Here is a 25,947-nt window from a genome sequence, read left to right as displayed (position 1 = left end):
GAAGGCTACGGCCTTCATCGCCTAATCGAAGAGAATCGATGTGAAAGTACTAACCGTATTTGGCACCAGGCCGGAGGCCATCAAGATGGCGCCTCTGGTTCATGCGCTGGCCAGAGATCCTGATATTGAAGCGAAAGTATGCGTGACTGCCCAGCACCGGGAGATGCTCGATCAGGTCTTAACTCTCTTTTCTATCGTCCCGGATTACGATCTCAATATTATGAAACCGGGGCAGGGGTTGACGGAGATCACCTGCCGTATTCTGCAAGAATTGAAGCCTATTCTGGAATCCTTCAAACCTGATGTGGTGCTGGTGCATGGTGATACCACGACCACCGTGGCGACCAGTCTGGCCGCGTTCTATCAGCGCATTCCCGTTGGTCATGTTGAAGCGGGCCTGCGCACGGGCAATCTTTACTCCCCCTGGCCGGAAGAAGCCAACCGCACGCTCACCGGACATCTGGCGATGTACCACTTTGCGCCAACTGAAAACTCACGCCAGAACCTGCTGCGGGAAAATATTGCCGACAATAAGATCTTTGTCACCGGGAATACGGTTATCGATGCGCTGATCTGGGTACGCGACCGCGTGCTGGCAAACGCCGATCTGCAGGCAGAACTCGCTGCACGCTATCCTTTCCTGCATAACGGCAAGAAAACGATCCTGGTAACGGGCCACCGTCGCGAAAGTTTTGGTCGCGGCTTTGAGCAAATCTGCCACGCGCTGGCTGAGATTGCCGCGCAGAATGAAGATGTGCAGATTGTCTATCCGGTACACCTCAATCCTAACGTCAGCGAGCCGGTGAACCGTATTCTGGGGCATGTGGATAATGTCTTTCTGATCGAACCGCAGGACTACATGCCATTCGTCTGGCTGATGAACCACGCCTGGCTGATCCTCACCGATTCCGGTGGGATTCAGGAAGAAGCGCCGTCTCTCGGCAAACCGGTACTGGTCATGCGTGAAACCACCGAGCGCCCGGAAGCGGTAAAAGCGGGCACGGTACGTCTGGTCGGTACGGATATGCGCCGCATCGTCGACGAGGTGACGCGCCTGCTGCACGATGAAGAAGAGTATCAGGCGATGAGCCGCGCCCATAACCCGTATGGTGATGGGCAGTCTTGTGGTCGTATTTTGCATGCACTTAAACATAATCGGGTAACGCTATGAGTTTTACTACCATCTCTGTCGTGGGTCTTGGCTACATTGGACTGCCTACTGCGGCGGCCTTTGCCTCTCGTCAAAAGCAGGTTGTAGGCGTCGATATCAATGCGCGCGCGGTGGACACCATTAACCATGGCGAAATTCATATTGTGGAACCCGATCTCGATCTCGTGGTGAAAAAGGCCGTCGACGGGGGATTCCTGCGCGCCAGCACCACGCCGGTCGACGCCGATGCCTTTCTGATTGCCGTTCCGACGCCATTTAAAGGCGATCATGAGCCCGACATGGTTTACGTCGAGGCGGCAGCAAAATCAATCGCGCCTGTATTGAAAAAAGGGGCGCTGGTGATCCTCGAGTCCACGTCTCCGGTGGGCGCTACCGAGCAGATGGCCCAGTGGCTGGCAGAAGCCCGTCCAGATTTAACCTTCCCACAGCAGGCGGGTGAGCAGACCGATATTAATATTGCCTACTGCCCTGAGCGTGTGCTGCCGGGCCAGGTCATGGTCGAGCTGATTAAAAACGACCGCGTGATTGGCGGCATGACGCCGGCATGTTCCGCGCGTGCCAGCGAATTGTATAAGATTTTCCTTGAAGGCGAATGCGTGGTGACCAACTCCCGCACCGCCGAGATGTGCAAACTGACCGAAAACAGCTTCCGCGACGTTAATATCGCCTTTGCGAACGAACTGTCACTGATTTGTGCCGATCAGGGGATTAACGTCTGGGAGCTGATTAGCCTTGCGAATCGCCATCCACGCGTCAACATTCTCCAGCCGGGTCCGGGCGTGGGCGGTCACTGCATCGCCGTCGATCCCTGGTTTATCGTGGCGCAAAACCCCGATCAGGCGCGCCTGATCCGCACCGCGCGTGAAGTCAACGACAGCAAACCTCACTGGGTACTCAATCAGGTAAAAGCGACGGTGGCGGATTGTCTGGCTGAAAGCGGCAAGCGCGCCAGCGAGCTGAAAATTGCCTGCTTTGGCCTGGCCTTTAAACCGAACATTGACGATTTGCGCGAAAGCCCGGCGATGGAAATTGCTGAGATGATCGCAGGCTGGCACAGCGGTGAAACGCTGGTGGTTGAGCCGAATATCCATGAGCTGCCGGCGAAGCTGGCGGGCCATTGTACGCTGACCGCGCTACACGATGCGCTGGCGACGGCGGATGTACTGGTGCTGCTGGTGGATCACAAAGCGTTCAAAGCGATCCCCGGTAAGACCGTGTCCCAGAAGTACGTGGTTGATACCAAAGGCGTGTGGCGTTGAGTCAACTCAACGGCGTGCTGGAACCCCTTGAGTGGGAAAGCACTTTTTTTTCCCGGCCTTCGGCGATTGTTCGGCTGCGTGAAGATGCGCCTGCTTTGCAGGCGTCCGACTTTGCGGCCTGGTCGCGCGTGCAGGCGAAGATCCCGGCGGGCCGTGCCGACCTGCTGGATGCGCTGCAGCAGCATGGCTTTCAGCTGGTCGAAGGCGAGGTTGATCTCTCCTTAACGGTTTCCCGCCACGCGTCGGCAGGCGCAGAAATTGCAGCAGAGCAGGACATTCCCGCGCTGCGCCAGATGGCGGCGCAGGCCTTTGCACAAAGCCGCTTTCGTGCTCCCTGGTATAAGCCTGAAGACAGCGGCCGTTTTTATGCTCAGTGGATTGAAAATGCGGTAAAAGGCACGTTCGACCACGTGTGTCTGGTTTTCCGCGCGGTGGATGGACAGATTCAGGGCTTTGTTTCCCTGCGTAAGGTGAATGAGCTGGACGCGCGTATCGGCTTACTCGCCGGGCGCGGCATGGGTGAGAAACTCATGCAGGCCGCGCTGCACTGGGCTGAGCAGGCACAGTTATCAACGCTGCGGGTGGCGACCCAGATGGGCAACACCGCCGCGCTTAAACGTTATATTGCGAGTGGGGCCAACGTCGACGCCACCGCTTACTGGTTATACAGGTGACATGATGATTCCATTTAACGCACCACCCGTCGTGGGAACAGAACTCGACTATATGCAGTCTGCCATGGGCAGCGGCAAACTTTGCGGCGACGGCGGTTTTACCCGTCGCTGCCAGCAGTGGATGGAGCAGCGTTTTCACAGCGCCAAAGTGCTGCTCACGCCATCCTGTACGGCCTCCCTGGAGATGGCCGCACTGCTGCTGGACATCCAGCCCGGCGATGAAGTGATCATGCCGAGCTACACCTTTGTCTCTACGGCGAACGCGTTTGTCCTGCGCGGGGCGAAAATTGTCTTTGTGGATATCCGTCCGGATACCATGAACATCGACGAAACGCTGATTGAAGCGGCGATCACCGACAAAACGCGCGCGATTGTCCCGGTTCACTATGCGGGCGTGGCGTGCGAAATGGACACGATTATGGCGATCGCCAAAAAGCACAGCCTGTTCGTTGTGGAAGACGCCGCGCAGGGCGTGATGTCCACCTACAAAGGGCGCGCGCTGGGCACGATCGGCCACATCGGCTGCTTTAGCTTCCACGAGACCAAAAACTACACCGCAGGCGGTGAGGGTGGGGCGACGCTGATTAACGATCGAGCGCTGGTGGAGCGTGCCGAGGTGATCCGCGAAAAAGGCACTAACCGCAGCCAGTTCTTCCGTGGTCAGGTCGACAAGTACACCTGGCGCGATATCGGCTCAAGCTACCTGATGGCCGATCTGCAGGCCGCATATCTTTGGGCGCAGCTGGAGGCGGCGGAGCGTATTAATCTGCAGCGCCTGTCCCTGTGGCAAACCTACTACGACGCGCTGGAGCCGCTGGCGAAAGCCGGACGTATTGAACTGCCGACGATCCCGGCAGACTGCGTTCACAACGCCCATATGTTCTACATCAAGCTGCGCGATAACGACGATCGCAGCAGCCTGATTGCCTGGCTGAAAGAGGCCGAAATTCTGGCGGTATTCCACTACATCCCGCTGCACTCCAGCCCGGCTGGAGAAGCGTTTGGCGTATTCGCGGGCGAAGACCGTTACACCACCAAAGAGAGCGAGCGTTTGCTCCGCCTGCCTCTGTTCTACAACCTCGCGCCCGTTAACCAACGCACGGTGATCAATACCCTTCTGAGTTACTTCGGCTGATATGTCTCTGGCAAAAGCATCGGTGTGGACGGCTGCGTCCACGCTTGTAAAAATTGGTGCCGGATTGCTGGTCGTCAAATTGCTGGCTGTCTCATTCGGCCCGTCGGGCGTCGGGCTGGCGGGTAATTTCCGCCAGCTGATCACGGTTCTCGGCGTGTTGGCCGGGGCGGGAATATTTAACGGCGTCACCAAATACGTGGCTCAGCATCATGATGATGCGGAAAAACTGCGCACGGTCGTGGGAACGTCTTCGGCCATGGTCCTGGGATTTTCCACGCTGCTGGCCGTTGTGTTTTTACTGGCGGCGGCACCGATTAGCCAGGGACTGTTTGGTCACACGCAGTATCAGGGGCTGGTTCGCCTGGTCGCGCTGGTTCAGATGGGGATTGCCTGGGCCAACCTGCTGCTGGCACTGATGAAGGGCTTCCGTGATGCGGCGGGCAATGCGCTGGCGCTGATCCTGGGAAGCGTCATCGGTGTGATTGCCTATTACTTCTGCTATCGCCTGGGTGGCTATGAGGGCGCGCTGCTGGGGCTGGCGCTGGTGCCTGCTCTGGTTGTCGTTCCGGCGGCGTTTATGCTGATGCGCAGAGGGGTCATCCCGCTACGTTACCTGAAACCGCAGTGGGACAAGATGCTGGCGGGGCAGTTAGGCAAATTTACCCTGATGGCGCTCATCACCTCGGTGACGCTTCCGGTGGCCTACGTCATGATGCGAAACCTGCTGGCTGCGCATTACAGTTGGGATGAAGTCGGGATTTGGCAGGGCGTGAGCAGCATCTCCGATGCCTACCTCCAATTTATAACGGCTTCCTTTAGCGTCTATTTGCTGCCAACCTTATCGCGGCTGACCGTAAAAAAGGATATTACCCGCGAGATTTTCCGCTCATTGCGCTTTGTGCTCCCTGCCGTGGCGGCCGCCAGCTTTACCGTCTGGTTATTACGCGATGTCGCCATCTGGCTGCTGTTCTCGGCGAAGTTCACCGCCATGCGCGATCTCTTTGCCTGGCAGCTGGTCGGCGATGTGTTGAAAGTCGGCGCTTACGTTTTCGGTTATCTGGTGATTGCGAAAGCCTCGCTGCGGTTGTATATCCTGGCGGAGATTAGCCAGTTTGCGCTGTTGACGGCGTTCTCTCACTGGCTGATCCCTTCGCACGGCGCGCTGGGGGCCGCTCAGGCCTATATGGCAACTTATATCGTTTATTTCGCTGCCTGTTGCGGCGTATTTTTACTTTGGCGTAAACGCGCATGACTGCACTGATTCACATCCTGGGATCGGACATCCCACACCATAACCAGACCGTACTGCGGTTCTTCAACGATGAGCTGGCGTCGGGTAATCCTGATGCGCGCGAGTTTATGGTTGCAGGTCAGGACAATGGCCTGGGCGCGGCGTGTCCGGCGCTTAACATCACCTTCTGGCCCGATAAAGCCGCGCTGGCGAAAGCGGTCATCGCGAAGGCCAAAGCCTCTCGTGAACAACGCTTTTTCTTCCATGGACAGTTCAATACGGGCCTGTGGCTGGCTCTGCTGAGCGGCGGGATAAAGCCTTCCCAGTGTAGCTGGCATATCTGGGGCGCCGATCTCTATGAAGTGTCGCGCGGCTGGAAGTTCCGCCTTTTCTATCCGCTGCGCCGTATGGCCCAGGGGCGCGTGGGCTGCGTGTTCGCTACCCGTGGCGATCTTAACTACTTTGCTGCACGGCATCCGAACGTGCGCGGTGAGCTGCTCTATTTCCCCACCCGCATGAACCCGGCGCTGAACAATATGGCGAACGACACGGTGCGCGAGGGTAAACTGACGATTCTGGTGGGTAACTCCGGGGATCGCAGTAACGAACATGTTGCGGCGCTCCGGGCGGTGCATCAGCAGTTTGGCGATACGGTGAACGTGGTAGTGCCAATGGGCTACCCGGCGAATAACGACGCCTACATCGCTGAGGTCCGTCAGCAGGCGCTGGCGTTATTCAGCGCAGATCATGTGAATATTCTGCAGGATAAGCTGGAATTTGATGACTATCTTGCGCTCCTGAGACAGTGCGACCTGGGTTATTTTATCTTTGCCCGCCAGCAGGGGATTGGTACCTTATGTCTGCTTATCCAGGCAGGCGTTCCGTGCGTGCTGAACCGCGAAAACCCGTTCTGGCAGGATATGACCGAGCAGCATATTCCGGTATTGTTTACCTCGGACACGCTGGACGTCGATATCGTGCGGGAGGCGCAGCGTCAGCTGGCGCTGGTGGATAAAAATAGCATCGACTTCTTTAGCCCGAACTACCTCACGCCGTGGCACCGCGCGCTGCGTATCGCTGCAGGAGACAACGCATGAGCCAGTTGCAATTTAGCGGCTTGTTGGTGGTTTGGCTGCTGAGCACGCTGTTTATCGCCACGCTCACCTGGTTTGAGTTCCGTCGCGTGCGCTTTAACTTCAACGTCTTCTTCTCGCTGCTGTTTTTGCTGACCTTTTACTTCGGCTTCCCGCTGACCAGTATTCTGGTTTTCCGTTTTGATGTGGCCGTTGCCCCGCCGGAAATTTTGCTGCAGGCGCTGCTCTCCGCAACCTGCTTCTATGCTGTGTACTACGTCACCTATAAAACGCGCCTGCGCTCAGCGACAGCGTCCGCGCCACGGCGACCGATTTTCACCATGAACCGGGTGGAGACGCACCTTACGTGGGTGATGCTGATGACCATCGCGCTGGTCAGCGTGGGCATCTTCTTCATGCATAACGGCTTCCTGCTGTTTAAGCTCCAGTCCTACAGCCAGATTTTCTCTGCTGAAGTGTCAGGCGTGGCGCTCAAGCGTTTCTTCTACTTCTTCATTCCGGCGATGCTGGTGGTCTTTTTCCTGCGTCAGGACAGCAAGGCGTGGCTGTTTTTCCTCGTCAGCACCGTCGCCTTCGGCATTCTGACCTACATGATTGTGGGTGGAACGCGCGCCAACATTATTATCGCCTTCGCCATCTTCCTGTTTATCGGCATCATTCGCGGGTGGATCTCCCTGTGGATGCTGGCGGCAGCAGGCGTATTTGGCATTGTTGGAATGTTCTGGCTGGCGCTGAAGCGCTATGGGTTAAACGTTGCCGGTGACGAAGCGTTTTACACCTTCCTCTACCTCACGCGCGACACCTTCTCGCCGTGGGAAAACCTGGCGTTGCTGCTGCAAAACTACGACAAGATCGACTTCCAGGGATTAGCGCCGATTGCCCGCGACTTCTACGTCTTTATCCCGACCTGGCTGTGGCCGGACCGTCCGGGCGTGGTGCTCAATACGGCGAACTACTTTACCTGGGAAGTGCTGAACAACCATTCCGGCCTGGCGATCTCGCCAACGCTGATTGGCTCGCTGGTCGTGATGGGCGGCGCGTGGTTTATCCTGCCGGGCGCGATTGCGGTTGGGCTGATCATTAAATGGTTTGACTGGCTTTACACGCTCGGTAACGAAGAGACCAACCGCTACAAGGCGGCTATTTTGCACAGTTTCTGCTTTGGTGCCATTTTCAATATGATTGTTCTGGCCCGCGAGGGGCTGGATTCGTTCGTCTCGCGCGTGGTGTTCTTCATGGTCGTTTTCGGTGTGTGTCTGGTGCTGGCAAAACTCTTGTACTGGCTGTTTGACAGCGCAGGGCTTGTTCACCGACGCGAGCATCAGGGCAGCACAACGCTGTCGCAAGTCTGAGTAGGGAGTGTAATGACTGACACAACTTCTGCGCCGCGCTATGCGCTGCGCGGTCTACAACTTATTGGCTGGCGTGATATGCAACACGCGCTGGATTTTCTGTTCTCGGACGGGCAGATGAAATCGGGCACGCTGGTGGCCATCAATGCGGAAAAAATTCTTGCGGTTGAAGATAACGCGGAAGTGAAAGACCTGATTACCGCCGCCGAATTCAAGTACGCAGACGGCATCAGCGTCGTGCGCTCTATCCGCAAAAAGTATCCTGGCGCTAATGTTTCACGCGTGGCGGGGGCTGACCTCTGGGAACAGCTCATGGCGCGCGCGGGAACAGAAGGCACGCCGGTTTTCCTGATCGGCGGTAAGCCGGAGGTGCTGGCCCAGACGGAGCAGAAGCTGCGTAGCCAGTGGAATGTTAACATTGTGGGTAGCCAGGACGGCTATTTTAAACCTGAAGATCGGCAGGCGCTGTTTGAACGCGTGCGCGACAGCGGGGCGAAAATTGTTACCGTGGCGATGGGCTCGCCGCGTCAGGAGATCCTGATGCGCGATTGCCGTCTGGTCTGCCCGGATGCCCTGTACATGGGCGTTGGTGGCACCTACGACGTCTTTACCGGCCACGTTAAGCGCGCGCCGAAAGTCTGGCAAAACCTCGGCCTGGAGTGGCTGTATCGTCTGTTATCACAACCGACGCGTATCAAACGACAGATTCGTCTGCTGCGCTATCTCGCCTGGCACTACACCGGTAAAATGTAATCAAAATGTAGCGCGATATGCTGTTCGCGCTGCAACTCCCCTGCAAAACTGCTGCTAATCTGTGCAATGCATTCATTTTTTTAATGCATCGTTTGCCATTTAGCAGAATTTAAGAAACCATTCGCACCGTATTTTAGTTCCCCTAAAAAACAATAACCGGCTTAAGCCGGTAAACAGCAGACACAACCGAGGATTTATGGCAGAGAAAAAACCGGAGCTACAGCGTGGGCTGGAAGCTCGACACATTGAATTGATAGCGCTGGGCGGCACTATCGGCGTTGGCCTGTTCATGGGCTCGGCAAGTACGCTTAAATGGGCGGGTCCTTCCGTATTACTGGCGTACATTATCGCCGGGCTATTCGTTTTCTTCATCATGCGTTCAATGGGCGAAATGCTCTTCCTGGAGCCGGTAACCGGCTCTTTCGCCGTTTACGCGCACCGCTATATGAGCCCGTTCTTTGGCTACCTTACGGCCTGGTCGTACTGGTTTATGTGGATGGCCGTGGGCATCTCGGAAATCACGGCGATAGGGGTCTACGTGCAGTTCTGGTTCCCGGATATGGTCCAGTGGATACCTGCGCTCATTGCTGTGGGGCTGGTGGCGCTGGCTAACCTGGCTGCCGTGCGGCTCTACGGTGAGATCGAGTTCTGGTTTGCGATGATCAAAGTCACCACCATTATCGTGATGATTGTCGTGGGGCTCGGGGTTATTTTCTTTGGCTTCGGCAACGGCGGGCACGCGATTGGTTTCGGCAACCTGACCGAGAACGGTGGCTTCTTCGCGGGCGGCTGGAAGGGCTTCCTGACGGCGCTCTGTATTGTTGTCGCCTCCTATCAGGGCGTGGAGCTGATCGGTATTACCGCCGGTGAAGCGAAAAACCCGCAGGTCACGCTGCGTAGCGCGGTGGGCAAAGTGCTGTGGCGTATCCTGATTTTCTATGTAGGCGCAATTTTCGTTATCGTGACCATCTTCCCGTGGAACGAAATCGGCACCACCGGCAGCCCGTTTGTTTTAACCTTCGCCAAAATTGGTATCACGGCGGCGGCGGGTATCATCAACTTTGTGGTCCTGACGGCAGCGTTGTCAGGCTGTAACAGCGGGATGTACAGCTGCGGCCGCATGCTCTATGCGCTCTCGAAGAACAACCAGCTGCCTGCGGCGATGAGTAAAGTCTCACGTGCCGGGGTGCCGGTGGCGGGTGTGGCGGTCTCCATTGCGATCCTGCTGATTGGCTCTTGCCTGAATTACATCATCCCAAATCCGCAGCGCGTGTTCGTTTACGTTTATAGCGCCAGCGTGCTGCCGGGCATGGTGCCGTGGTTTGTTATCCTCATCAGCCAGCTGCGTTTCCGTCATGCACATAAAAAAGCGATTGAAAGCCATCCGTTCCGCTCTATTTTGTTCCCGTACGCGAACTATTTGACGATGGCGTTCCTGATTTGCGTATTAATCGGGATGTACTTTAATGAAGATACCCGCATGTCGCTGTTTGTCGGGATGATCTTCCTGGCTGCCGTCACAGCGGCATATAAGCTTTTTGGCCTGGGTCGCCGCGCCACCACGCAGAAAGTGGAGGAATAAGCGGCAAAATGTGCAAACCATAACCAAACGCGCATTTTTTTCAAAAAAGCACTAGACAGCGGGGACGGAGGTACGTAATATCCAGCCCCGCAACGGCGCTAAGCGCCCGTAGCTCAGCTGGATAGAGCGCTGCCCTCCGGAGGCAGAGGTCTCAGGTTCGAATCCTGTCGGGCGCACCATTAACCCGGTGCTGGAGCTGCGGTGGTCTGAGAAGTAGTCAGTACCGCGTGAAAGAATACAGTGGTGGCTATAGCTCAGTTGGTAGAGCCCTGGATTGTGATTCCAGTTGTCGTGGGTTCGAATCCCATTAGCCACCCCATTATTTGAAAGAGTTGTGAATTGCGAAGGTGGCGGAATTGGTAGACGCGCTAGCTTCAGGTGTTAGTGTCCTTTGGATGTGGGGGTTCGAGTCCCCCCCCTCGCACCACGACTTTTTAAATGAATTGAACTAAAAATTCAAAAAGCAGTACATCGGCGAGTAGCGCAGCTTGGTAGCGCAACTGGTTTGGGACCAGTGGGTCGGAGGTTCGAATCCTCTCTCGCCGACCAATTTTGAACCCCGCTTCGGCGGGGTTTTTTGTTTTCTGCGGTTTTAATCTCTGTCGTTATTCCCCAACAGCACGCTTCTCTACTGTCGCGATTTGGCGACACGCAATACGTTGAAAATAAATAATTTAATATTCCGGCGGCTTTATTGTCTCTTGCCGACGACACGTTGACTCTCTTATCGGTACATTATCGGGCTTCAGGCGGTTCTTAACAGCAGAATTTCCTTTTATCTTAGAATGTTGCGCCGTGTAAAAGTTCTGCGTGTAAATCTGGCATGTAACGTGCAATAATATACGCGTAGATGCTCATTCCATCTCTTATGTTCGCCTTAGTGCCTCATAAACTCAGGAATGACGCAGAGCCGTTTACGGTGCTTATCGTCCACTGACAGATGTCGCTTCGGCCTCATCAAACACCATGGACACAACGTTGAGTGAAGCACCAAATATGTTGTCTTACAGACCTGTTTTAACGCCTGCTTTTATAGCAGGCGTTTTTTTATGTCTTAATCACTGAAACGCCTCAGTACCAGCGTAACGAAAAGCAGCGCGGTGCCAGAGACCATATACAGTGCCTCAACTGCCCCGAACGCTGTCGCTGCCATCGCTGCGAGGCCAGTAAAGAGGGAAGCGCTAAGCGTTTGCCAGCGCCAGGCTTTACTGCTTGCTGACGAAATCTGGGCCATCTGAAAGTTACTAAGCACCCCAAACGTACCTGCCGCAAATACAATATTCGACGCCAGATGTGCAATGAAGATCATTCCCAGCGCGGGCACAGCCCAGCCGGATAACAGCGGAAGCACCCCATAAGCAGCCAGAAAGAGAGCAAGGTAGCCCATCAGCAGGAGAGGTTGGGTCGCGACGCGCGTCAGACTGTCTCTCTTGAGCAACATTGGACCGCAAAGCTGCCCCATGCTCCTGGCGAAAAGCAGGGGCAGCGCGAGACCTGCCGCATTCTCAGGCTGTATCTCCTGCGCCAGGGCGGGCAGTAACGCCATAGCGGGTGAGCCTACGGCAGCCAGCGCTGACAGCAGGAGCAAACAGCGTTTTTGCCGCTGGGTTAGCCTCTGCCAACGTAGCGCGACGAGTGCGTGAGCGTCGGTGGGAGAGGGTTTTATCCGTGCCGCAAACACTCGCCTCGCCAGCAGAAGCATCAAGAGCGATCCCAGAAAACTGGCGGCATCGATTGCCAGCAAATCGACGACCGGCATTTTCTGAAAAAGCACGACGCCAAGTCCGGTTCCCAAAAGGACTTGAGAAGCAAATATCAGATTCTCCAGAACGGTTGCGGCAGGCAGCTCGGCATCACTTAGGCCGCGTTTGAACAGCAGCGTTAGCGCAGGCCAGCCGATCCCACTCAATAATGCTTCAGCGGATTGCATGGCAAGCAGGGCGGGTATGCTGTGATAATGCACGCCGAGAGAGGGAAAGGTCAGTGCGAGCAATCCCAGTACCTCAGTCAGAATCAGCAAAGACAACGGGGAAAATCGAGAGCACAATTTTTCGCCGATCATACTGCCGAGGAATCCTGGCACCGTGGCAAAAAGAAAAGCGAGCGTCAGCAGCACCGGTGGTGCTGCCCACTGCAGCAGTAAGCCGAAAACAACAACCTGGGTCAAACCATTCCCCAGTGAAGAGAAGATAAACGCGCAGGCAAGCAGGCGCAGCCAGCGGTGGCAGCGCAGCGCTTCAATAAGCGCATACAAAAGCGAATTCATGACGATTTCCTTTCAAAAACGTTTTACTCCACGCTGCAAAATGCGCGTGTGCGAAAAAGGGGTTAATGAAAAGCGATCGTTACATTGGCGGGTTCGTTTCCTGCGGAAGATGCAATGAATGTAGCAGGAGAGTGAAGATAAAAAAAGGAGGCCTAAAGGCCTCCATTTCAATTACGGCTGGTTACCGTTATTTTGCAACGTCAACAGCAACCCGTCACGCCGCATGGCGGCGGCCTCTTCCGGCTTATGCTGCTTATCCAGTGAATCCGCAAGCCAGGCGTAGTCAAACGCGTCCGGACGCTGTTTTAGCGCCGCGCGGAAGGCGAGGCTCGCCTCCTGCCATTCGCCGTGCTTCATCAGCGACTGACCGAGCGTGCTCCACAGCAGCGGGCGGTCGCCCACGGTTTTGATCTGCTGGCGCAGCACTTTTTCGATCTGCTCAGGATTATTGGTTTTCAGGCGCGGGATCACCATTACCAGGCGGTCGTCGTACTGGCGCTTCAGACCGTCGAGGAGGATCTCCTGCGCAGTGTCATGATCGTCACATTCAATCAGATGTTCCGCCATCGCCACCTGCAGAGGAACCTGCTGACGCGTTTTACGGCTCTGATTCTTCCACCAGGTTTTCAGGCCGTCGCTGCCCAGGTCGGCGCGCGCCTGATCCATCAGCCCAATCCACGCCATGCGCTGCAGTTCGTCACGATGTTCATCGTCACCGACGTCTGCTTTTGCCATCGAAGGAATGATGTCCAGCAGTGAACCCCAGGCACCGGTACGGATGTAGGCCTGTTCAGCAAGGCGCAGCACTTCGGGATGGCGTGGGGTGATTTCCAGCAGTCGGTCAACGCCGTGGCGCGCCGCATGGTTTTCATTCCGCGCCAGCTGCAGGCGAACGCGGGTGATCTCCACCGGAATCGGATCTTTAGGTGAAAGCTCGGACGCGCGCTCAAGGTGCTGATTGGCACGGGCTTCATCGCCGCGCTGCTGTGCCGCTTCAGCGGCCAGCAGATAGTTCACCACCGGCTGTTCTGCGTGATCGGCATTCTTCGACATCAGCTTTTCTACCTGCTGATAATCGCCTTCGGCCAGTTTCAGCAGCGCTTGTTCTGTTTGCTTACGGGCACGACGGCGCTTACGGCCAACGAACCAGCCGCGGGTATGCGCCCCGGTGCGGAAAATACGGCGCAGGATCCATTCCACAGCAAGCAGCACCACCACGCCGAGGATCAGGATAATCACTAAGCCGGTAACGCTGGTTTCGATGTTGTAGTTATCAGTCTGGATCAGCACATAGCCTTGATGACCTGCGAGCATCGGCCCCAGGACGATCCCGGCGATCAGCAGGATAAAGAGTAAGAGGACTTTTAGCATCATTACTCTCCTTGTGGCGCACTTTCAGGCGCTGGCGCGGCGGCCGGTGCTTCAGCCGTGCCTTCCGCCGGAACGCCGGGCTGGGCCAGCAGGTTACGCACGCGCGTCTGCATCAGCTTCTCCAGAATCGGCTGACTTTCCAGCTTATCCGGCACGTTCATGGTGATGTTTTGCTGGCTCAGCTTATCGATGTCTTCCAGGAAGGCCGTGGTCGTCGCGTCATCCGTGTTGTAATACGCACGCACCCACGTTGAGACGTTATCCAACGCCTGCTTGTAGGTCTCTTCCTGATGACGCGGTACCGCCTGTGCCGCAACCAGCAGGCGGGAGCGGATGTTCTCGCGCAGATAGACATCCTGGTTCGGCGCTAACAGCGGCACGGCGGTTTCATCGCGGCGGCGGATGGTGATGAAGCTGTCCATAAAGTTCTGCCAGCTTTTCTGCAGGTTTATGCGCCATTCGCTCAGGGAGCTGGAAAGCTCGGTACCGTCGGAATCCATCGGGGAGTCGTCGTCGTTGTTATCCGCCAGCTGCAGATTATCAATCTGGTTCGAGAGCTGGTTCACCTTGAGGATAATGCCGTCGTAATCCACCTGTGACACCGCAGACAGGCTGGCGATATCTTCGGTAATCGCGCGGCGCGCGGCGATCAGGCTTGGGTCGTTCATGTCTGCCAGGCTCGCGTCGGCGCTTTTTAGCAGCGCGGCGGCAGTGGTAACGTCCTGATCGCTCCAGAGCTTACGACCGGCCAGTTTCACCAGAAAATCAGCCTGAGAGAGTAGCCAGGTTTTGGCATCGGTACCGGAAATCGTGGCGACTTTCTCCTGCACCTCGCTCAGCTGTTTGGTCAACTCTTCCCGTTTGCTGTTCGCATCGGCAAGCGCGGCGGCCTGCTGTTTGATCACGCTTTCCAGCTCGGTTTTCTGCGTCTCCTGCGCTTTTTGCAGGGCGGTAATTTGATTGACCAGCGCGTCGCTGGTGGCCGTCTGGTTAGAGCCTTGCTGCTTAACAAGACCGTACAGGCCAACGCCTGCCGCCAGGGCAATGGCGATGGCAATTGCGCTCAGCGCGAGGCTGGTTTTGTTGCTGCCGTTTTTCTTCTCAGCGGTTTTCTCTGTCGTCTCTGGCTGTGGGGTTGTATCCACAGTCTCCCTGGTCTCTTCAACCACGGCGGAGGATTTTTCGTGTTCCGTCATTATGGCTTCCCATTTGAGAGTTATTGTAATGCGCGCAGCAGCGCATCGTTGTCGGCGTTATCAGCGATCCGAATATCTTGCCAGCCCAGTTCCCGGGCGTGGTTCGCCAGACGCTCACTGACGACCAGAAGCCGACAGTGGAGTAACCAGTTCTCACGATACCATTGTGGAATAAGCGACCATAGCTGCTGCAGCATTTCACCGCTGGTTACGACCAGGGTATCGATGCCGCGCATGTGCCAGCGCATCGCCTCTTCCGCGCCATCGTAGTGTTTCGCACAACGCTGGTAGCATTCGCAGAACGTGACGTTAGCCCCGCGTTCCCGCAGCGTTTCACCCAACAGTTCACGTCCACCGTTACCGCGTAAAATGAGCGCACGTTTTCCGGCAATAGTTTGTAATTCAGGTAATTGTAGCAAGACTTCACTGATTTCCCGATCTAACGGGTAGCGAACGTCTGCTCCGCTCACGGTATGTAAGGCCAGTGCGGTTGTTCGCCCGATAGCGAAATAGCGGGGAGCAGTTGGCCACTCTCTCCCTGCTTGTTGCAACTGCGCACGGGCAAATTCCACGGCATGTTGCGACAGCGCAAAGATCAGGTCGCCTTCCTGCAGGGCATTCATCTGGTCGACGAGCATGGACAGCTCCCGACCGGGGGAGAATTCAATGAGCGGAAAACTCCAGGCCACCTGCCCCAGTGCGCGCAGACGGCTCACTAACTGCTCTCCTGCGGGAGAAGGGCGGGTGACAAGAATACTCATGCAGGGGGTTCTCCATTGTAAACGTCAGCCAGAATCTCGCGGGCGCCGTTATCTAGCAATTCTTCCGCCAGCGACACGCCAAGCTGCTCGGCATCTTGCGCTTTGCCGCGACGTTCGCCGCGCACCATCTGTGAACCGTCCGGCGCGCCAACCAGCGCACGCAGCCACAGCTCACCGTCGGTTAATTCAGCATAGCTGCCAATTGGCACCTGACAGCCGCCTTCGAGGCGAGTGTTCATGGCGCGCTCCGCTTTTACGCGGATAGCGGTCTCGTCATGGTTCAGCGGTGCAAGCAGCTCGCGCGTGCGCGCATCGTCAAGACGGCACTCAATGCCCACCGCACCCTGGCCCACGGCCGGGAGCGACAGCTCTGGCGGCAATGCGACGCGAATACGTGATTCCAGCCCCAGACGCTTCAGACCGGCAACGGCGAGGATAATGGCATCGTAGTCGCCGTTATCCAGCTTGCCCAGACGCGTGCCCACGTTTCCGCGCAACGAGCGAATTACCAGGTCCGGGCGGCGTTCAGCCAGCTGACACTGACGGCGTAAACTGGACGTGCCAACCACGCTGCCTTCCGGCAACGCGTCAAGAGAATCATACTGATTGGAGACAAACGCATCGCGCGGATCTTCACGTTCGCAGATGGTCACCAGCCCCAGCCCTTCCGGGAATTCAACGGGCACATCCTTCATGGAGTGCACGGCGATGTCAGCACGGTTCTCAAGCAAGGCCATTTCCAGCTCTTTGACAAACAAGCCTTTTCCGCCGACTTTCGCCAGCGGCGTATCAAGGATCACGTCACCGCGCGTCACCATCGGCACCAGCTCGACGCGCAATCCGGAATGGCAGGCTTCAAGGCGCTGCTTCACATAATGTGCCTGCCAGAGCGCAAGTGGGCTTTGGCGTGTGGCAATTCTCAAAACATTGTCTAACATGCTTGTTACCGTCATTATCAATCGCTAACCATCCTAACATTGTTGACTCTGGGATGGCAGTTTTACGGTTGATGAAGGGTGAGAGGGACAAGGCGGCGTATTTGTCTGCCGTAGCCGTATTCAGGAATTTACACGTACAGAACGGTGCTACACTTTTATGTAGTGCATCTTTCTTTACGGTCAACCGGCAAGGTGTTAAATTGATCACGTTTTAGACCATTTTTTCGTCGGTACCACCATAATGATAAGGGCGAAAGAAGGGTAACGGTTATCTTTTTGAAATACTGCGGGCTCGCTGTTATTCGTGTTTTGAATAGCTTACGACACCCGGAAACATCAGGCGATACGTCTTGTACCTCTATATTGAGACTCTGAAACAGAGACTGGATGCCATAAATCAACTGCGCGTGGATCGCGCGCTTGCTGCCATGGGCCCTGCTTTCCAGCAGGTATACAGTCTGCTGCCGACATTATTGCACTATCACCATCCGCTGATGCCGGGTTACCTCGATGGTAACGTTCCCCAGGGCATTTGCCTTTTCACGCCTGATGAAACCCAACAGCACTATCTGAACGAGCTCGAACTCTACCGCGGCATGCCGCCTCAGGTTTCTCCGAAAGGTGAACTGCCCATCACGGGCGTTTACTCCATGGGGAGCACCTCATCGGTAGGGCAAAGCTGTTCCTCTGACCTGGATATCTGGGTCTGCCATCAATCCTGGCTTGATAACGAAGAGCGCCAGCTGCTGCAGCGTAAATGCAGCCTGCTGGAAAGCTGGGCGGCGTCGCTCGGCGTGGAAGTGAGCTTCTTCCTGATTGATGAAAACCGTTTCCGCCATAACGAAAGCGGCAGTCTGGGTGGTGAAGACTGCGGCTCGACTCAGCACATCTTACTGCTGGATGAATTCTACCGTACTGCCGTTCGCCTTGCCGGGAAGCGTATTCTGTGGAATATGGTGCCGTGCGATGAAGAAGAGCATTACGACGATTACGTCATGTCGCTCTATTCGCAGGGCGTACTGACGCCAAACGAATGGCTGGATCTGGGGGGCCTCAGCTCTCTGTCCGCTGAAGAGTACTTTGGCGCGAGCCTCTGGCAGCTTTATAAGAGCATCGACTCACCGTACAAAGCGGTGTTGAAAACGCTGCTGCTGGAAGCCTATTCCTGGGAATACCCTACGCCGCGCCTGCTGGCGAAAGACATCAAACAGCGTCTGCACGACGGGGAGATTGTCTCCTACGGGCTTGATGCCTACTGCATGATGCTGGAACGCGTTACCGAATACCTGAAAGCCATTGATGACACCACGCGTCTCGATCTGGTGCGTCGATGTTTCTATCTCAAAGTCTGTGAAAAACTGAGCCGCGAACGCGCCTGCGTGGGCTGGCGTCGTGAAGTGGTCAGTCAGTTAGTCAAAGAGTGGGGATGGGACGAAGCGCGTCTGTCCATGCTCGACAACCGCGCCAACTGGAAGATCGATCAGGTGCGTGAAGCGCACAACGAACTGCTCGATGCAATGATGCAAAGCTACCGTAATCTGATCCGCTTTGCGCGCCGTAACAACCTCAGCGTTTCCGCCAGCCCGCAGGACATCGGGGTATTGACCCGTAAGCTGTACGCGGCGTTTGAAGCGCTGCCGGGTAAAGTCACCCTGGTGAACCCGCAGATTTCACCTGACCTGTCAGAGCCGAATCTGACCTTTATCTTTGTGCCACCGGGCCGCGCAAACCGCACCGGGTGGTATCTGTACAACCGTGCGCCAAGCATGGATTCCATCATCAGCCATCAGCCGCTGGAGTATAACCGCTATCTGAACAAGCTGGTGGCCTGGGCTTGGTTTAACGGCCTGCTGACCTCGCGCACGCGCCTGTTTATCAAAGGCAATGAGGTGGTTGATTTAGCCAAGCTGCAGGAGATGGTCGCTGACGTCTCGCACCACTTCCCGCTGCGTCTGCCTGCGCCAACGCCAAAAGCGCTCTACAGCCCGTGCGAGATTCGCCATCTGGCGATTATCGTCAACCTGGAGTACGACCCGACGGCGGCCTTCCGCAATCAGGTGGTCCATTTTGACTTCCGCAAGCTGGACGTCTTCAGCTTTGGCGAGCAGCAAAACTGCCTGGTGGGCAGCGTAGATCTGCTTTACCGCAATTCGTGGAACGAAGTGCGTACCCTGCACTTCAACGGCGAGCAGGCGATGATCGAAGCGCTGAAAACCATTCTTGGCAAGATGCATCAGGACGCCGCGCCGCCGGACAGCGTCGAAGTGTTCTGCTACAGCCAGCACCTGCGCGGTTTGATTCGTACCCGCGTGCAGCAGCTGGTCTCTGAGTGCATCGAACTGCGTCTTTCCAGCACCCGCCACGAAACCGGGCGCTTCAAAGCGCTACGCGTCTCCGGCCAGACCTGGGGGCTGTTCTTCGAGCGCCTTAACGTGTCGGTACAGAAGCTGGAAAATGCCATCGAGTTCTACGGGGCGATTTCGCACAACAAGCTGCATGGCCTGTCGGTGCAGGTTGAAACCAACCATGTCAAACTGCCGCAGGTAGTGGATGGTTTTGCGAGCGAAGGGATTATTCAGTTCTTCTTCGAAGAGTCAGGCGAGGATGCCGGTTTTAATATCTATATCCTTGATGAGACTAACCGCGCCGAGGTGTATCACCACTGTGAAGGTAGCAAAGAGGAGCTGGTGCGCGACGTCAGCCGCTTCTATTCCTCTTCGCATGACCGTTTTACCTACGGCTCAAGCTTCATTAACTTCAACCTGCCGCAGTTCTATCAGATCGTAAACGTCGACGGGCGTGCGCAGGTGATCCCGTTCCGCACCCAGGCCGTCACGCCTGCCGCACCTGCCAATCAGGACACCGCGCCGCTGTTGCAGCAGTATTTCTCCTGAGCCTTTTCGCCGGGTGGCGCTTACGCTTACCCGGCCTACAACCGCTCGAACCCGTAGGCCGGGTAAGCGTAAGCGCCACCCGGCACAGAAACTACCTGAAACTCACCGCCTCACCCGCCTGCGCGGTCGCGGCCTGTTCCAGCAGATCCCAGAACGGTACGCCGCTACGGTCGCAAACCCATTCCCCGTCTTTCAGATCGAAATGATAGCCGCCCTGTTTCGCGGCCAGCCACACCTGGTGAAGCGGCTCCTGGCGGTTAATAATAATTTTGCTGCCGTTTTCAAAGCTTAAGGTCAGGATACCGCCGTTGATTTCACAATCGATATCGCTGTCGCCGTCCCAGTCGTCCAGGCGCTCTTCGATGGTCATCCACAGGGTGTCGGCAAGGCGATGGAATTCACTGTCGTTCATGGTTTTGTTCCTGTTTTTCGTGATGGCGGCAGTATAACGCTAAATAATTCCCGTTGCAGGAAAGCGGCAAACTCTTGCTTTTGTGTCTTCTCCTGCGATGATAGAAACAGATTTGAACTTACGAGCAACTTGATAATGAAAAACGTCTTCCGAACGCTTGCCGTTCTCATCACGCTGTTTAGCCTGACGGGTTGTGGACTGAAAGGACCGCTGTACTTCCCGCCAGAGGATAAAAACGCACCGCCGCCAACGAAACCGGTGCAAAGCGGCATTGAGTCAACTACGCCAGATACTAACGATCGCGGCGATAACGGTGGCCCGACTCAGGTTAATCTCTGACAGATTACGTTCTGTACCCGCGCAATGGAGCAAATGATGCAGTTCTCTAAAATGCATGGCCTTGGCAACGATTTTATGGTCGTCGACGCGGTAACGCAGAATGTGTTTTTCTCCCCGGAGCTGATTCGCCGCCTGGCGGATCGGCACGTGGGCGTGGGGTTCGATCAGCTGCTGGTGGTCGAGCCGCCGTACGATCCCGATCTTGATTTCCACTACCGTATTTTTAACGCTGACGGCAGCGAAGTTAACCAGTGCGGCAACGGCGCGCGCTGTTTTGCCCGCTTTGTCCGCCTGAAAGGGCTGACCAACAAGCGCGATATTCGCGTCAGTACTGCGAACGGCCGTATGGTGCTCAGCGTGACCGATGACGAGCTGGTACGCGTGAATATGGGCGAGCCAAACTTCGAGCCTTCCGCCGTACCGTTCCGCGCAAACAAAGCGGAAAAGACCTATATTATGCGTGCGGCCGAGCAGACAGTATTGTGCGGCGTCGTCTCGATGGGTAACCCTCACTGTGTGATTCAGGTTGATGATGTGCAAACTGCCGCGGTTGAAACGCTCGGCCCGGTGCTGGAAAGCCATGAACGTTTCCCGGAGCGCGCGAACATCGGCTTTATGCAGGTGGTGAAGCGTGAGCACATCCGTCTGCGGGTTTACGAGCGCGGCGCGGGCGAAACCCAGGCCTGCGGAAGCGGTGCCTGTGCGGCAGTTGCTGTGGGCATCTCTCAGGGGTTACTGGCAGAAGAGGTTCGCGTGGAATTACCGGGCGGTCGGCTTGATATCGCCTGGAAAGGACCGGGTCATCCACTGTATATGACGGGCCCGGCGACACATGTTTATGACGGGTTTATCCATCTATGAAACAACCAGGGGAAGAACTGCAGGAAATAATGACGGAACTGGATGACAGCGCTGTTGTTGATTACCTGCTGAACAATCCTGAGTTTTTTATCCGCAATGCGCGCGTCGTTGAACAGATGCGCGTACCGCATCCGGTTCGTGAAACCGTGTCGCTGGTCGAATGGCACATGGCACGCTCGCGCAAGCACATCAACCAGCTTGAAGAGAACATGATGCTGCTGATGGAGCAGGCCAGCAATAACGAGAGCCTGTTTTATCGTCTGCTGCACCTGCAGGCGCGTCTGGCCTCGGCGCACAGCCTTGAAGAATTCCTCAGCCGCTTCCACCGCTGGGCGCGCGAGCTTGGGCTGGCAGGCGCGACGATCCGCCTGTTCCCGGATCGCTGGCGCATCGGCGCGCCGTCGGGGTTTACCCATCTGGCGCTGAGCCGTCAGGCGTTTGAGCCGCTGCGCATTCAGCGTCTGGGCCATCAGCACCACTATCTGGGGCCGCTTAACGGGCCTGAGCTGCTGGTGGTATTACCGGAAGCCAAAGCGATTGGCTCGGTGGCGATGTCGCTGATGGGGCGCGACGGCGATCTGGGGGTCATGTTATTTACCAGCCGCGATGCGCATCACTATGAGCAAGGGCAAGCCACGCACCTGCTGCAGGAGATCGCCCTGATGCTGCCCGAGCTGCTGGAGCGCTGGATTGAGCGCGTATGACGGACGGACTGCTCGCCACTGACGTCTCGCGCTTTCTGCGCTATCTCGGCGTGGAGCGTCAGCTTAGCCCCATTACGTTGCTTAACTATCAGCGTCAGCTTGATGCCATCATGCAGATCGCCGACGAAATCGGCCTGAAAAGCTGGCAACAATGTGATGCTGCGACGGTACGCGGGTTCGTCGTGCGTAGCCGTAAAAAAAACCTCAGCCCGGCGAGCCTGGCGCTCAGGCTCTCAGCGCTGCGCAGCTTCTTCGACTGGCTGGTGAGCCAGGGGGGCTTAAAAGCCAACCCGGCAAAGGGGATCGCCACGCCGAAGGCGCCGCGCCATCTGCCGAAAAATATCGACGTCGATGACGTAAACCGCCTGCTGGATATCGATCTCAACGATCCGCTCGCCGTACGCGACCGCGCGATGCTGGAGGTGATGTACGGTGCCGGGCTACGTCTGTCTGAACTCGTCAACCTTGACCTCAAGCATCTCGATCTGGAATCTGGCGAAGTGTGGGTAATGGGTAAGGGCAGCAAAGAGCGCCGCCTGCCGATTGGCCGCAATGCGGTCTCCTGGATTGAGCACTGGCTGGATCTGCGCGGGTTGTTTGGCTCCGACGAAGATGCGCTATTCCTGTCGAAACTCGGCAAGCGGATCTCGGCGCGTAACGTGCAGAAGCGCTTTGCGGAGTGGGGCATCAAGCAGGGGCTGAACAGCCACGTGCATCCGCACAAGCTGCGCCACTCGTTCGCCACCCACATGCTGGAATCCAGCGGCGATCTGCGCGGCGTGCAGGAACTGCTTGGCCACGCGAACCTGTCGACCACACAAATTTATACCCACTTAGACTTCCAGCACCTTGCCTCGGTGTATGACGCGGCGCATCCACGCGCCAAACGGGGGAAATAATGCGTTTTTACCGCCCACTCGGTCAGATCTCAGCTCTGACGTTTGACCTTGATGACACCCTTTATGACAACCGCGAGGTGATCCTGCGTACCGAGCAGGAGTCGCTGGCGTTCGTGCAGAACTACCATCCCGCGCTGAAGGCGATACAGAACAAGGATTTCCAGAAGCTGCGCCAGTCCCTGCGGGAGACCGAGCCGGACATTTACCACGACGTGACCGAATGGCGTCGTCGTGCGGTAGAGCAGGCGATGCTCAACGTGGGTCTGAGCGTGCAGGACGCGGCCATCGGTGCCGAAGCGGCCATGGAAAACTTCGCCAAATGGCGCAGCCGTATCGACGTGCCGCAGGAAACCCACGACACGCTGGCGAAGCTTGCCGAAAAGTGGCCGCTGGTGGCCATCACCAACGGTAACGCCCAGCCGGAGCTGTTTGGCCTCGGCGATTACTTCGAGTTCGTGCTGCGCGCGGGCCCGCACGGGCGCTCGAAGCCGTTCAGCGATATGTATCATCTGGCAGCGGAAAAAATGAACCTGCCGCTCGGTGAAATTTTGCACGTGGGCGACGATCTGACCACGGACGTAGCGGGCGCCATTCGCTGCGGCATGCAGGCCTGCTGGATCAAGCCGGAAAACGCCGACCTGATGATCGCGCAGGATAGCCGTCTTCTGCCGCACGTGGAAATTTCGCGGTTGGCATCCCTCACGACGCTGATATAATCACCAGTAATATTGTATAAATTACCAGGGTTTTGCAGTTGTAGGCCCGGTAAGCGAAGCGCCACCGGGCGTTTTGCTGTGTTCCTGAATACTATGTGACGGTGCCAATGGACGTTTCTTACCTGCTCGACAGCCTTAATGACAAACAGCGTGAAGCCGTAGCCGCCTCGCGCACCAACATGCTGGTGCTGGCTGGGGCGGGCAGTGGTAAGACGCGCGTGCTGGTTCACCGTATCGCATGGCTGCAGAGCGTGGAGAACTGCTCGCCGTACTCCATCATGGCGGTCACGTTTACCAACAAGGCGGCGGCGGAGATGCGCCACCGCATCGCGCAGCTGATGGGCACCAGCCAGGGCGGCATGTGGGTTGGCACCTTCCACGGCCTGGCGCACCGCCTGCTGCGCGCGCACCACATGGACGCCAACCTGCCGCAGGATTTCCAGATCCTCGACAGCGAAGACCAGCTCCGTCTGCTGAAGCGCCTGATCAAGGCGATGAACCTCGACGAGAAGCAGTGGCCGCCGCGTCAGGCGATGTGGTACATCAACGGCCAGAAAGACGAAGGGCTGCGCCCGCATCACATTCAGAGCTTTGGCAACCCGGTCGAGCAGACCTGGCAGAACTTCTACAAGGCCTATCAGGAAGCGTGCGATCGCGCCGGTCTGGTGGATTTCGCCGAGCTGCTGCTGCGCGCCCACGAGCTGTGGCTCAACAAGCCGCACATCCTGCAGCACTACCGTGAACGCTTCACCAATATCCTGGTGGACGAATTCCAGGATACCAACAACATCCAGTACGCGTGGATCCGCCTGCTTGCCGGCGATACCGGCAAGGTAATGATCGTAGGCGATGACGACCAGTCGATCTACGGCTGGCGCGGGGCGCAGGTGGAGAACATCCAGCGCTTCCTCAACGATTTCCCCGGCGCGGAAACCATCCGTCTGGAGCAGAACTATCGCTCGACGAACAACATCCTCAGCGCGGCTAACGCCCTGATCGAAAACAACAACGGGCGTTTGGGTAAAAAACTGTGGACCGACGGCGTCGACGGCGAACCGATTTCGATTTACTGCGCCTTCAACGAGCTCGACGAAGCCCGCTTCGTGGTGAACCGCATCAAAACCTGGCAGGACAACGGCGGCGCGCTGGAGCAGTGCGCTATTCTCTACCGCAGCAACGCCCAGTCGCGCGTGCTGGAAGAGGCGCTGCTGCAGGTGAGCATGCCGTACCGCATTTACGGCGGCATGCGCTTCTTCGAACGCCAGGAGATCAAAGATGCGCTCTCGTATCTGCGCCTGATCGCCAACCGCAACGACGATGCGGCGTTTGAGCGCGTGGTGAACACGCCGACGCGCGGCATCGGTGACCGCACGCTGGACGTGGTGCGTCAGGCCTCGCGCGACCGCCAGCTGACGCTGTGGCAGGCGTGCCGCGAGCTGCTGCAGGAAAAAGCCCTCGCCGGACGTGCCGCCAGCGCGTTACAGCGCTTCCTCGAACTGATTGACGCGCTGGCACAGGAAACGGCCGATATGCCGCTGCACGTGCAGACCGACCGGGTGATTAAAGACTCCGGCCTGCGCACCATGTACGAGCAGGAGAAAGGCGAGAAGGGCCAGACCCGCATTGAGAACTTAGAGGAACTGGTCACGGCAACGCGCCAGTTCAGCTACAACGAAGAAGACGAAGACCTGATGCCGCTGCAGGCGTTTCTGTCCCACGCCGCGCTGGAAGCGGGCGAAGGGCAGGCGGACACCTGGCAGGACGCGGTTCAGCTCATGACCCTGCACTCCGCCAAAGGTCTGGAGTTCCCGCAGGTGTTCATTGTTGGCATGGAAGAGGGGATGTTCCCGAGCCAGATGTCGCTGGATGAAGGCGGACGTCTGGAAGAGGAGCGTCGTCTGGCCTACGTGGGCGTGACGCGCGCGATGCAAAAGCTGACGCTGACCTACGCCGAAACCCGCCGTCTGTACGGCAAAGAGGTTTATCACCGTCCGTCGCGCTTCATCGGCGAGCTGCCGGAAGAGTGCGTGGAAGAGGTGCGTCTGCGGGCAAGCATCAGCCGTCCGGTCAGCCATCAGCGCATGGGCTCGCCGATTGCGGAAACCGACACCGGCTACAAGCTGGGCCAGCGCGTGCGCCATTCGAAGTTTGGCGAAGGTACCATTGTGAATCTGGAAGGCAGCGGCGAGCACAGTCGCCTGCAGGTGGCGTTCCAGGGGCAGGGGATCAAATGGCTGGTGGCGGCCTATGCGAAGCTGGAAACAGTCTAACCTTCAGAAAAATATCATTATTTTGTAATAATCTGCTAGCCTTATACCGTGAAGGTCAATTAATGCCCT

The 25,947-nt window shown here is 57.0% G+C and carries 22 protein-coding genes and 4 tRNA genes; 20 read left to right on the top strand and 6 right to left on the bottom strand.

Translation table 11 applies throughout. The features are described 5' to 3' along the window. Positions 1–40 precede the first annotated feature (40 nt). The 13 genes from wecB (at position 41) to KK102_RS18375 (ending at position 10,800) form a co-directional block, all read left to right on the top strand. Complete coding sequence (wecB, locus tag KK102_RS18435) at positions 41–1,171, top strand: non-hydrolyzing UDP-N-acetylglucosamine 2-epimerase (protein ID WP_216358177.1); 1,131 nt, start codon at positions 41–43, stop codon at positions 1,169–1,171. Beyond that, on the top strand, positions 1,168–2,430 hold the full coding sequence (wecC, locus tag KK102_RS18430; RefSeq protein ID WP_216358176.1) for a UDP-N-acetyl-D-mannosamine dehydrogenase: 1,263 nt from the start codon (positions 1,168–1,170) through the stop codon (positions 2,428–2,430). The genes wecB and wecC overlap by 4 nt, the downstream gene beginning before the upstream one ends. Next, complete coding sequence (gene rffC / locus KK102_RS18425) at positions 2,427–3,104, top strand: dTDP-4-amino-4,6-dideoxy-D-galactose acyltransferase (protein ID WP_216358175.1); 678 nt, start codon at positions 2,427–2,429, stop codon at positions 3,102–3,104. Before wecC ends, rffC begins: the two co-directional genes overlap by 4 nt. 4 nt (positions 3,105–3,108) lie before the next feature. Further along, positions 3,109–4,239 (top strand): dTDP-4-amino-4,6-dideoxygalactose transaminase, encoded by a 1,131-nt coding sequence (gene rffA / locus KK102_RS18420; protein WP_126545807.1) that lies wholly within the window; start codon positions 3,109–3,111, stop codon positions 4,237–4,239. Position 4,240: 1 nt separating this feature from the next. Continuing rightward, positions 4,241–5,491: a lipid III flippase WzxE gene (wzxE, locus tag KK102_RS18415; RefSeq protein ID WP_126545688.1), complete on the top strand. Its 1,251-nt coding sequence runs from the start codon at positions 4,241–4,243 to the stop codon at positions 5,489–5,491. Beyond that, positions 5,488–6,567: a TDP-N-acetylfucosamine:lipid II N-acetylfucosaminyltransferase gene (locus KK102_RS18410; protein WP_126545687.1), complete on the top strand. Its 1,080-nt coding sequence runs from the start codon at positions 5,488–5,490 to the stop codon at positions 6,565–6,567. The genes wzxE and KK102_RS18410 overlap by 4 nt, the downstream gene beginning before the upstream one ends. Next, the gene (wzyE, locus tag KK102_RS18405) at positions 6,564–7,916 is read left to right on the top strand and encodes an ECA oligosaccharide polymerase (RefSeq protein WP_089598259.1); all 1,353 of its coding nucleotides are present in this window, start codon (positions 6,564–6,566) and stop codon (positions 7,914–7,916) included. Before KK102_RS18410 ends, wzyE begins: the two co-directional genes overlap by 4 nt. 12 nt (positions 7,917–7,928) lie before the next feature. Beyond that, positions 7,929–8,669: a lipopolysaccharide N-acetylmannosaminouronosyltransferase gene (wecG, locus tag KK102_RS18400; RefSeq protein WP_216358174.1), complete on the top strand. Its 741-nt coding sequence runs from the start codon at positions 7,929–7,931 to the stop codon at positions 8,667–8,669. Positions 8,670–8,865: 196 nt separating this feature from the next. After that, positions 8,866–10,251: a bifunctional threonine/serine APC transporter ThrP gene (thrP, locus tag KK102_RS18395; RefSeq protein WP_126545685.1), complete on the top strand. Its 1,386-nt coding sequence runs from the start codon at positions 8,866–8,868 to the stop codon at positions 10,249–10,251. A 102-nt stretch (positions 10,252–10,353) separates the two neighbouring features. After that, positions 10,354–10,430: transfer RNA gene (locus KK102_RS18390), tRNA-Arg, on the top strand. 64 nt (positions 10,431–10,494) lie between these two features. Continuing rightward, positions 10,495–10,570 (top strand) — tRNA-His (locus tag KK102_RS18385). A 22-nt stretch (positions 10,571–10,592) separates the two neighbouring features. Next, positions 10,593–10,678, top strand: a tRNA-Leu gene (locus tag KK102_RS18380). A gap of 45 nt (positions 10,679–10,723) precedes the next feature. Continuing rightward, positions 10,724–10,800 (top strand) — tRNA-Pro (locus tag KK102_RS18375). A 505-nt stretch (positions 10,801–11,305) separates the two neighbouring features. Here KK102_RS18375 and KK102_RS18370 read toward each other — a convergent pair. The 5 genes from KK102_RS18370 to hemC form a co-directional block, all read right to left on the bottom strand. Continuing rightward, a complete protein-coding gene (locus KK102_RS18370; protein ID WP_216358173.1) occupies positions 11,306–12,517 on the bottom strand; it encodes an MFS transporter in 1,212 nt (403 codons plus the stop codon). A gap of 171 nt (positions 12,518–12,688) precedes the next feature. After that, on the bottom strand, positions 12,689–13,888 hold the full coding sequence (gene hemY / locus KK102_RS18365) for a protoheme IX biogenesis protein HemY (protein WP_042715887.1): 1,200 nt from the start codon (positions 13,886–13,888) through the stop codon (positions 12,689–12,691). A 2-nt stretch (positions 13,889–13,890) separates the two neighbouring features. Then, positions 13,891–15,084 carry a uroporphyrinogen-III C-methyltransferase gene (gene hemX, locus KK102_RS18360; protein WP_216358172.1) on the bottom strand — a complete coding sequence of 398 codons (1,194 nt, stop codon included), beginning with the start codon at positions 15,082–15,084 and terminating at the stop codon, positions 13,891–13,893. A gap of 20 nt (positions 15,085–15,104) precedes the next feature. Then, positions 15,105–15,845 carry a uroporphyrinogen-III synthase gene (hemD, locus tag KK102_RS18355; RefSeq protein WP_216358171.1) on the bottom strand — a complete coding sequence of 247 codons (741 nt, stop codon included), beginning with the start codon at positions 15,843–15,845 and terminating at the stop codon, positions 15,105–15,107. Further along, positions 15,842–16,783 carry a hydroxymethylbilane synthase gene (hemC, locus tag KK102_RS18350; RefSeq protein WP_139157908.1) on the bottom strand — a complete coding sequence of 314 codons (942 nt, stop codon included), beginning with the start codon at positions 16,781–16,783 and terminating at the stop codon, positions 15,842–15,844. Before hemC ends, hemD begins: the two co-directional genes overlap by 4 nt. 350 nt (positions 16,784–17,133) lie before the next feature. Between hemC and cyaA the strand changes: the two genes are divergently transcribed. Next, positions 17,134–19,677, top strand: coding sequence for a class I adenylate cyclase (cyaA, locus tag KK102_RS18345; protein WP_126545679.1), 2,544 nt, complete (start codon positions 17,134–17,136; stop codon positions 19,675–19,677). Between the two features lie 91 nt (positions 19,678–19,768). On the opposite strand, the gene cyaY is transcribed toward cyaA, so the two are convergent. Beyond that, a complete protein-coding gene (gene cyaY / locus KK102_RS18340) occupies positions 19,769–20,089 on the bottom strand; it encodes an iron donor protein CyaY (RefSeq protein WP_045403860.1) in 321 nt (106 codons plus the stop codon). Between the two features lie 135 nt (positions 20,090–20,224). Between cyaY and lptM the strand changes: the two genes are divergently transcribed. The 6 genes from lptM to uvrD all read left to right on the top strand — a co-directional run bounded on the left by lptM (position 20,225) and on the right by uvrD (position 25,878). After that, the gene (gene lptM, locus KK102_RS18335) at positions 20,225–20,428 is read left to right on the top strand and encodes an LPS translocon maturation chaperone LptM (RefSeq protein WP_042716806.1); all 204 of its coding nucleotides are present in this window, start codon (positions 20,225–20,227) and stop codon (positions 20,426–20,428) included. A 36-nt stretch (positions 20,429–20,464) separates the two neighbouring features. Then, positions 20,465–21,289, top strand: coding sequence for a diaminopimelate epimerase (gene dapF, locus KK102_RS18330; RefSeq protein WP_010426314.1), 825 nt, complete (start codon positions 20,465–20,467; stop codon positions 21,287–21,289). Next, positions 21,286–21,993 (top strand): DUF484 domain-containing protein, encoded by a 708-nt coding sequence (locus KK102_RS18325; RefSeq protein WP_216358170.1) that lies wholly within the window; start codon positions 21,286–21,288, stop codon positions 21,991–21,993. The genes dapF and KK102_RS18325 overlap by 4 nt, the downstream gene beginning before the upstream one ends. Next, the gene (gene xerC / locus KK102_RS18320; protein WP_024907983.1) at positions 21,990–22,892 is read left to right on the top strand and encodes a tyrosine recombinase XerC; all 903 of its coding nucleotides are present in this window, start codon (positions 21,990–21,992) and stop codon (positions 22,890–22,892) included. Before KK102_RS18325 ends, xerC begins: the two co-directional genes overlap by 4 nt. Then, positions 22,892–23,608 (top strand): 5-amino-6-(5-phospho-D-ribitylamino)uracil phosphatase YigB, encoded by a 717-nt coding sequence (yigB, locus tag KK102_RS18315; RefSeq protein ID WP_126546350.1) that lies wholly within the window; start codon positions 22,892–22,894, stop codon positions 23,606–23,608. Before xerC ends, yigB begins: the two co-directional genes overlap by 1 nt. Before the next feature lie 107 nt (positions 23,609–23,715). Further along, positions 23,716–25,878: a DNA helicase II gene (gene uvrD, locus KK102_RS18310; protein WP_216358169.1), complete on the top strand. Its 2,163-nt coding sequence runs from the start codon at positions 23,716–23,718 to the stop codon at positions 25,876–25,878. The last annotated feature ends 69 nt before the right edge of the window (positions 25,879–25,947 follow it).

The sequence above is a fragment of the Enterobacter quasimori genome, assembly GCF_018597345.1.
GTDB lineage: Bacteria > Pseudomonadota > Gammaproteobacteria > Enterobacterales > Enterobacteriaceae > Enterobacter > Enterobacter mori.
Note: the sequence above shows the minus strand (reverse complement) of the source record. Positions and strands in the feature narration are given on the sequence as shown.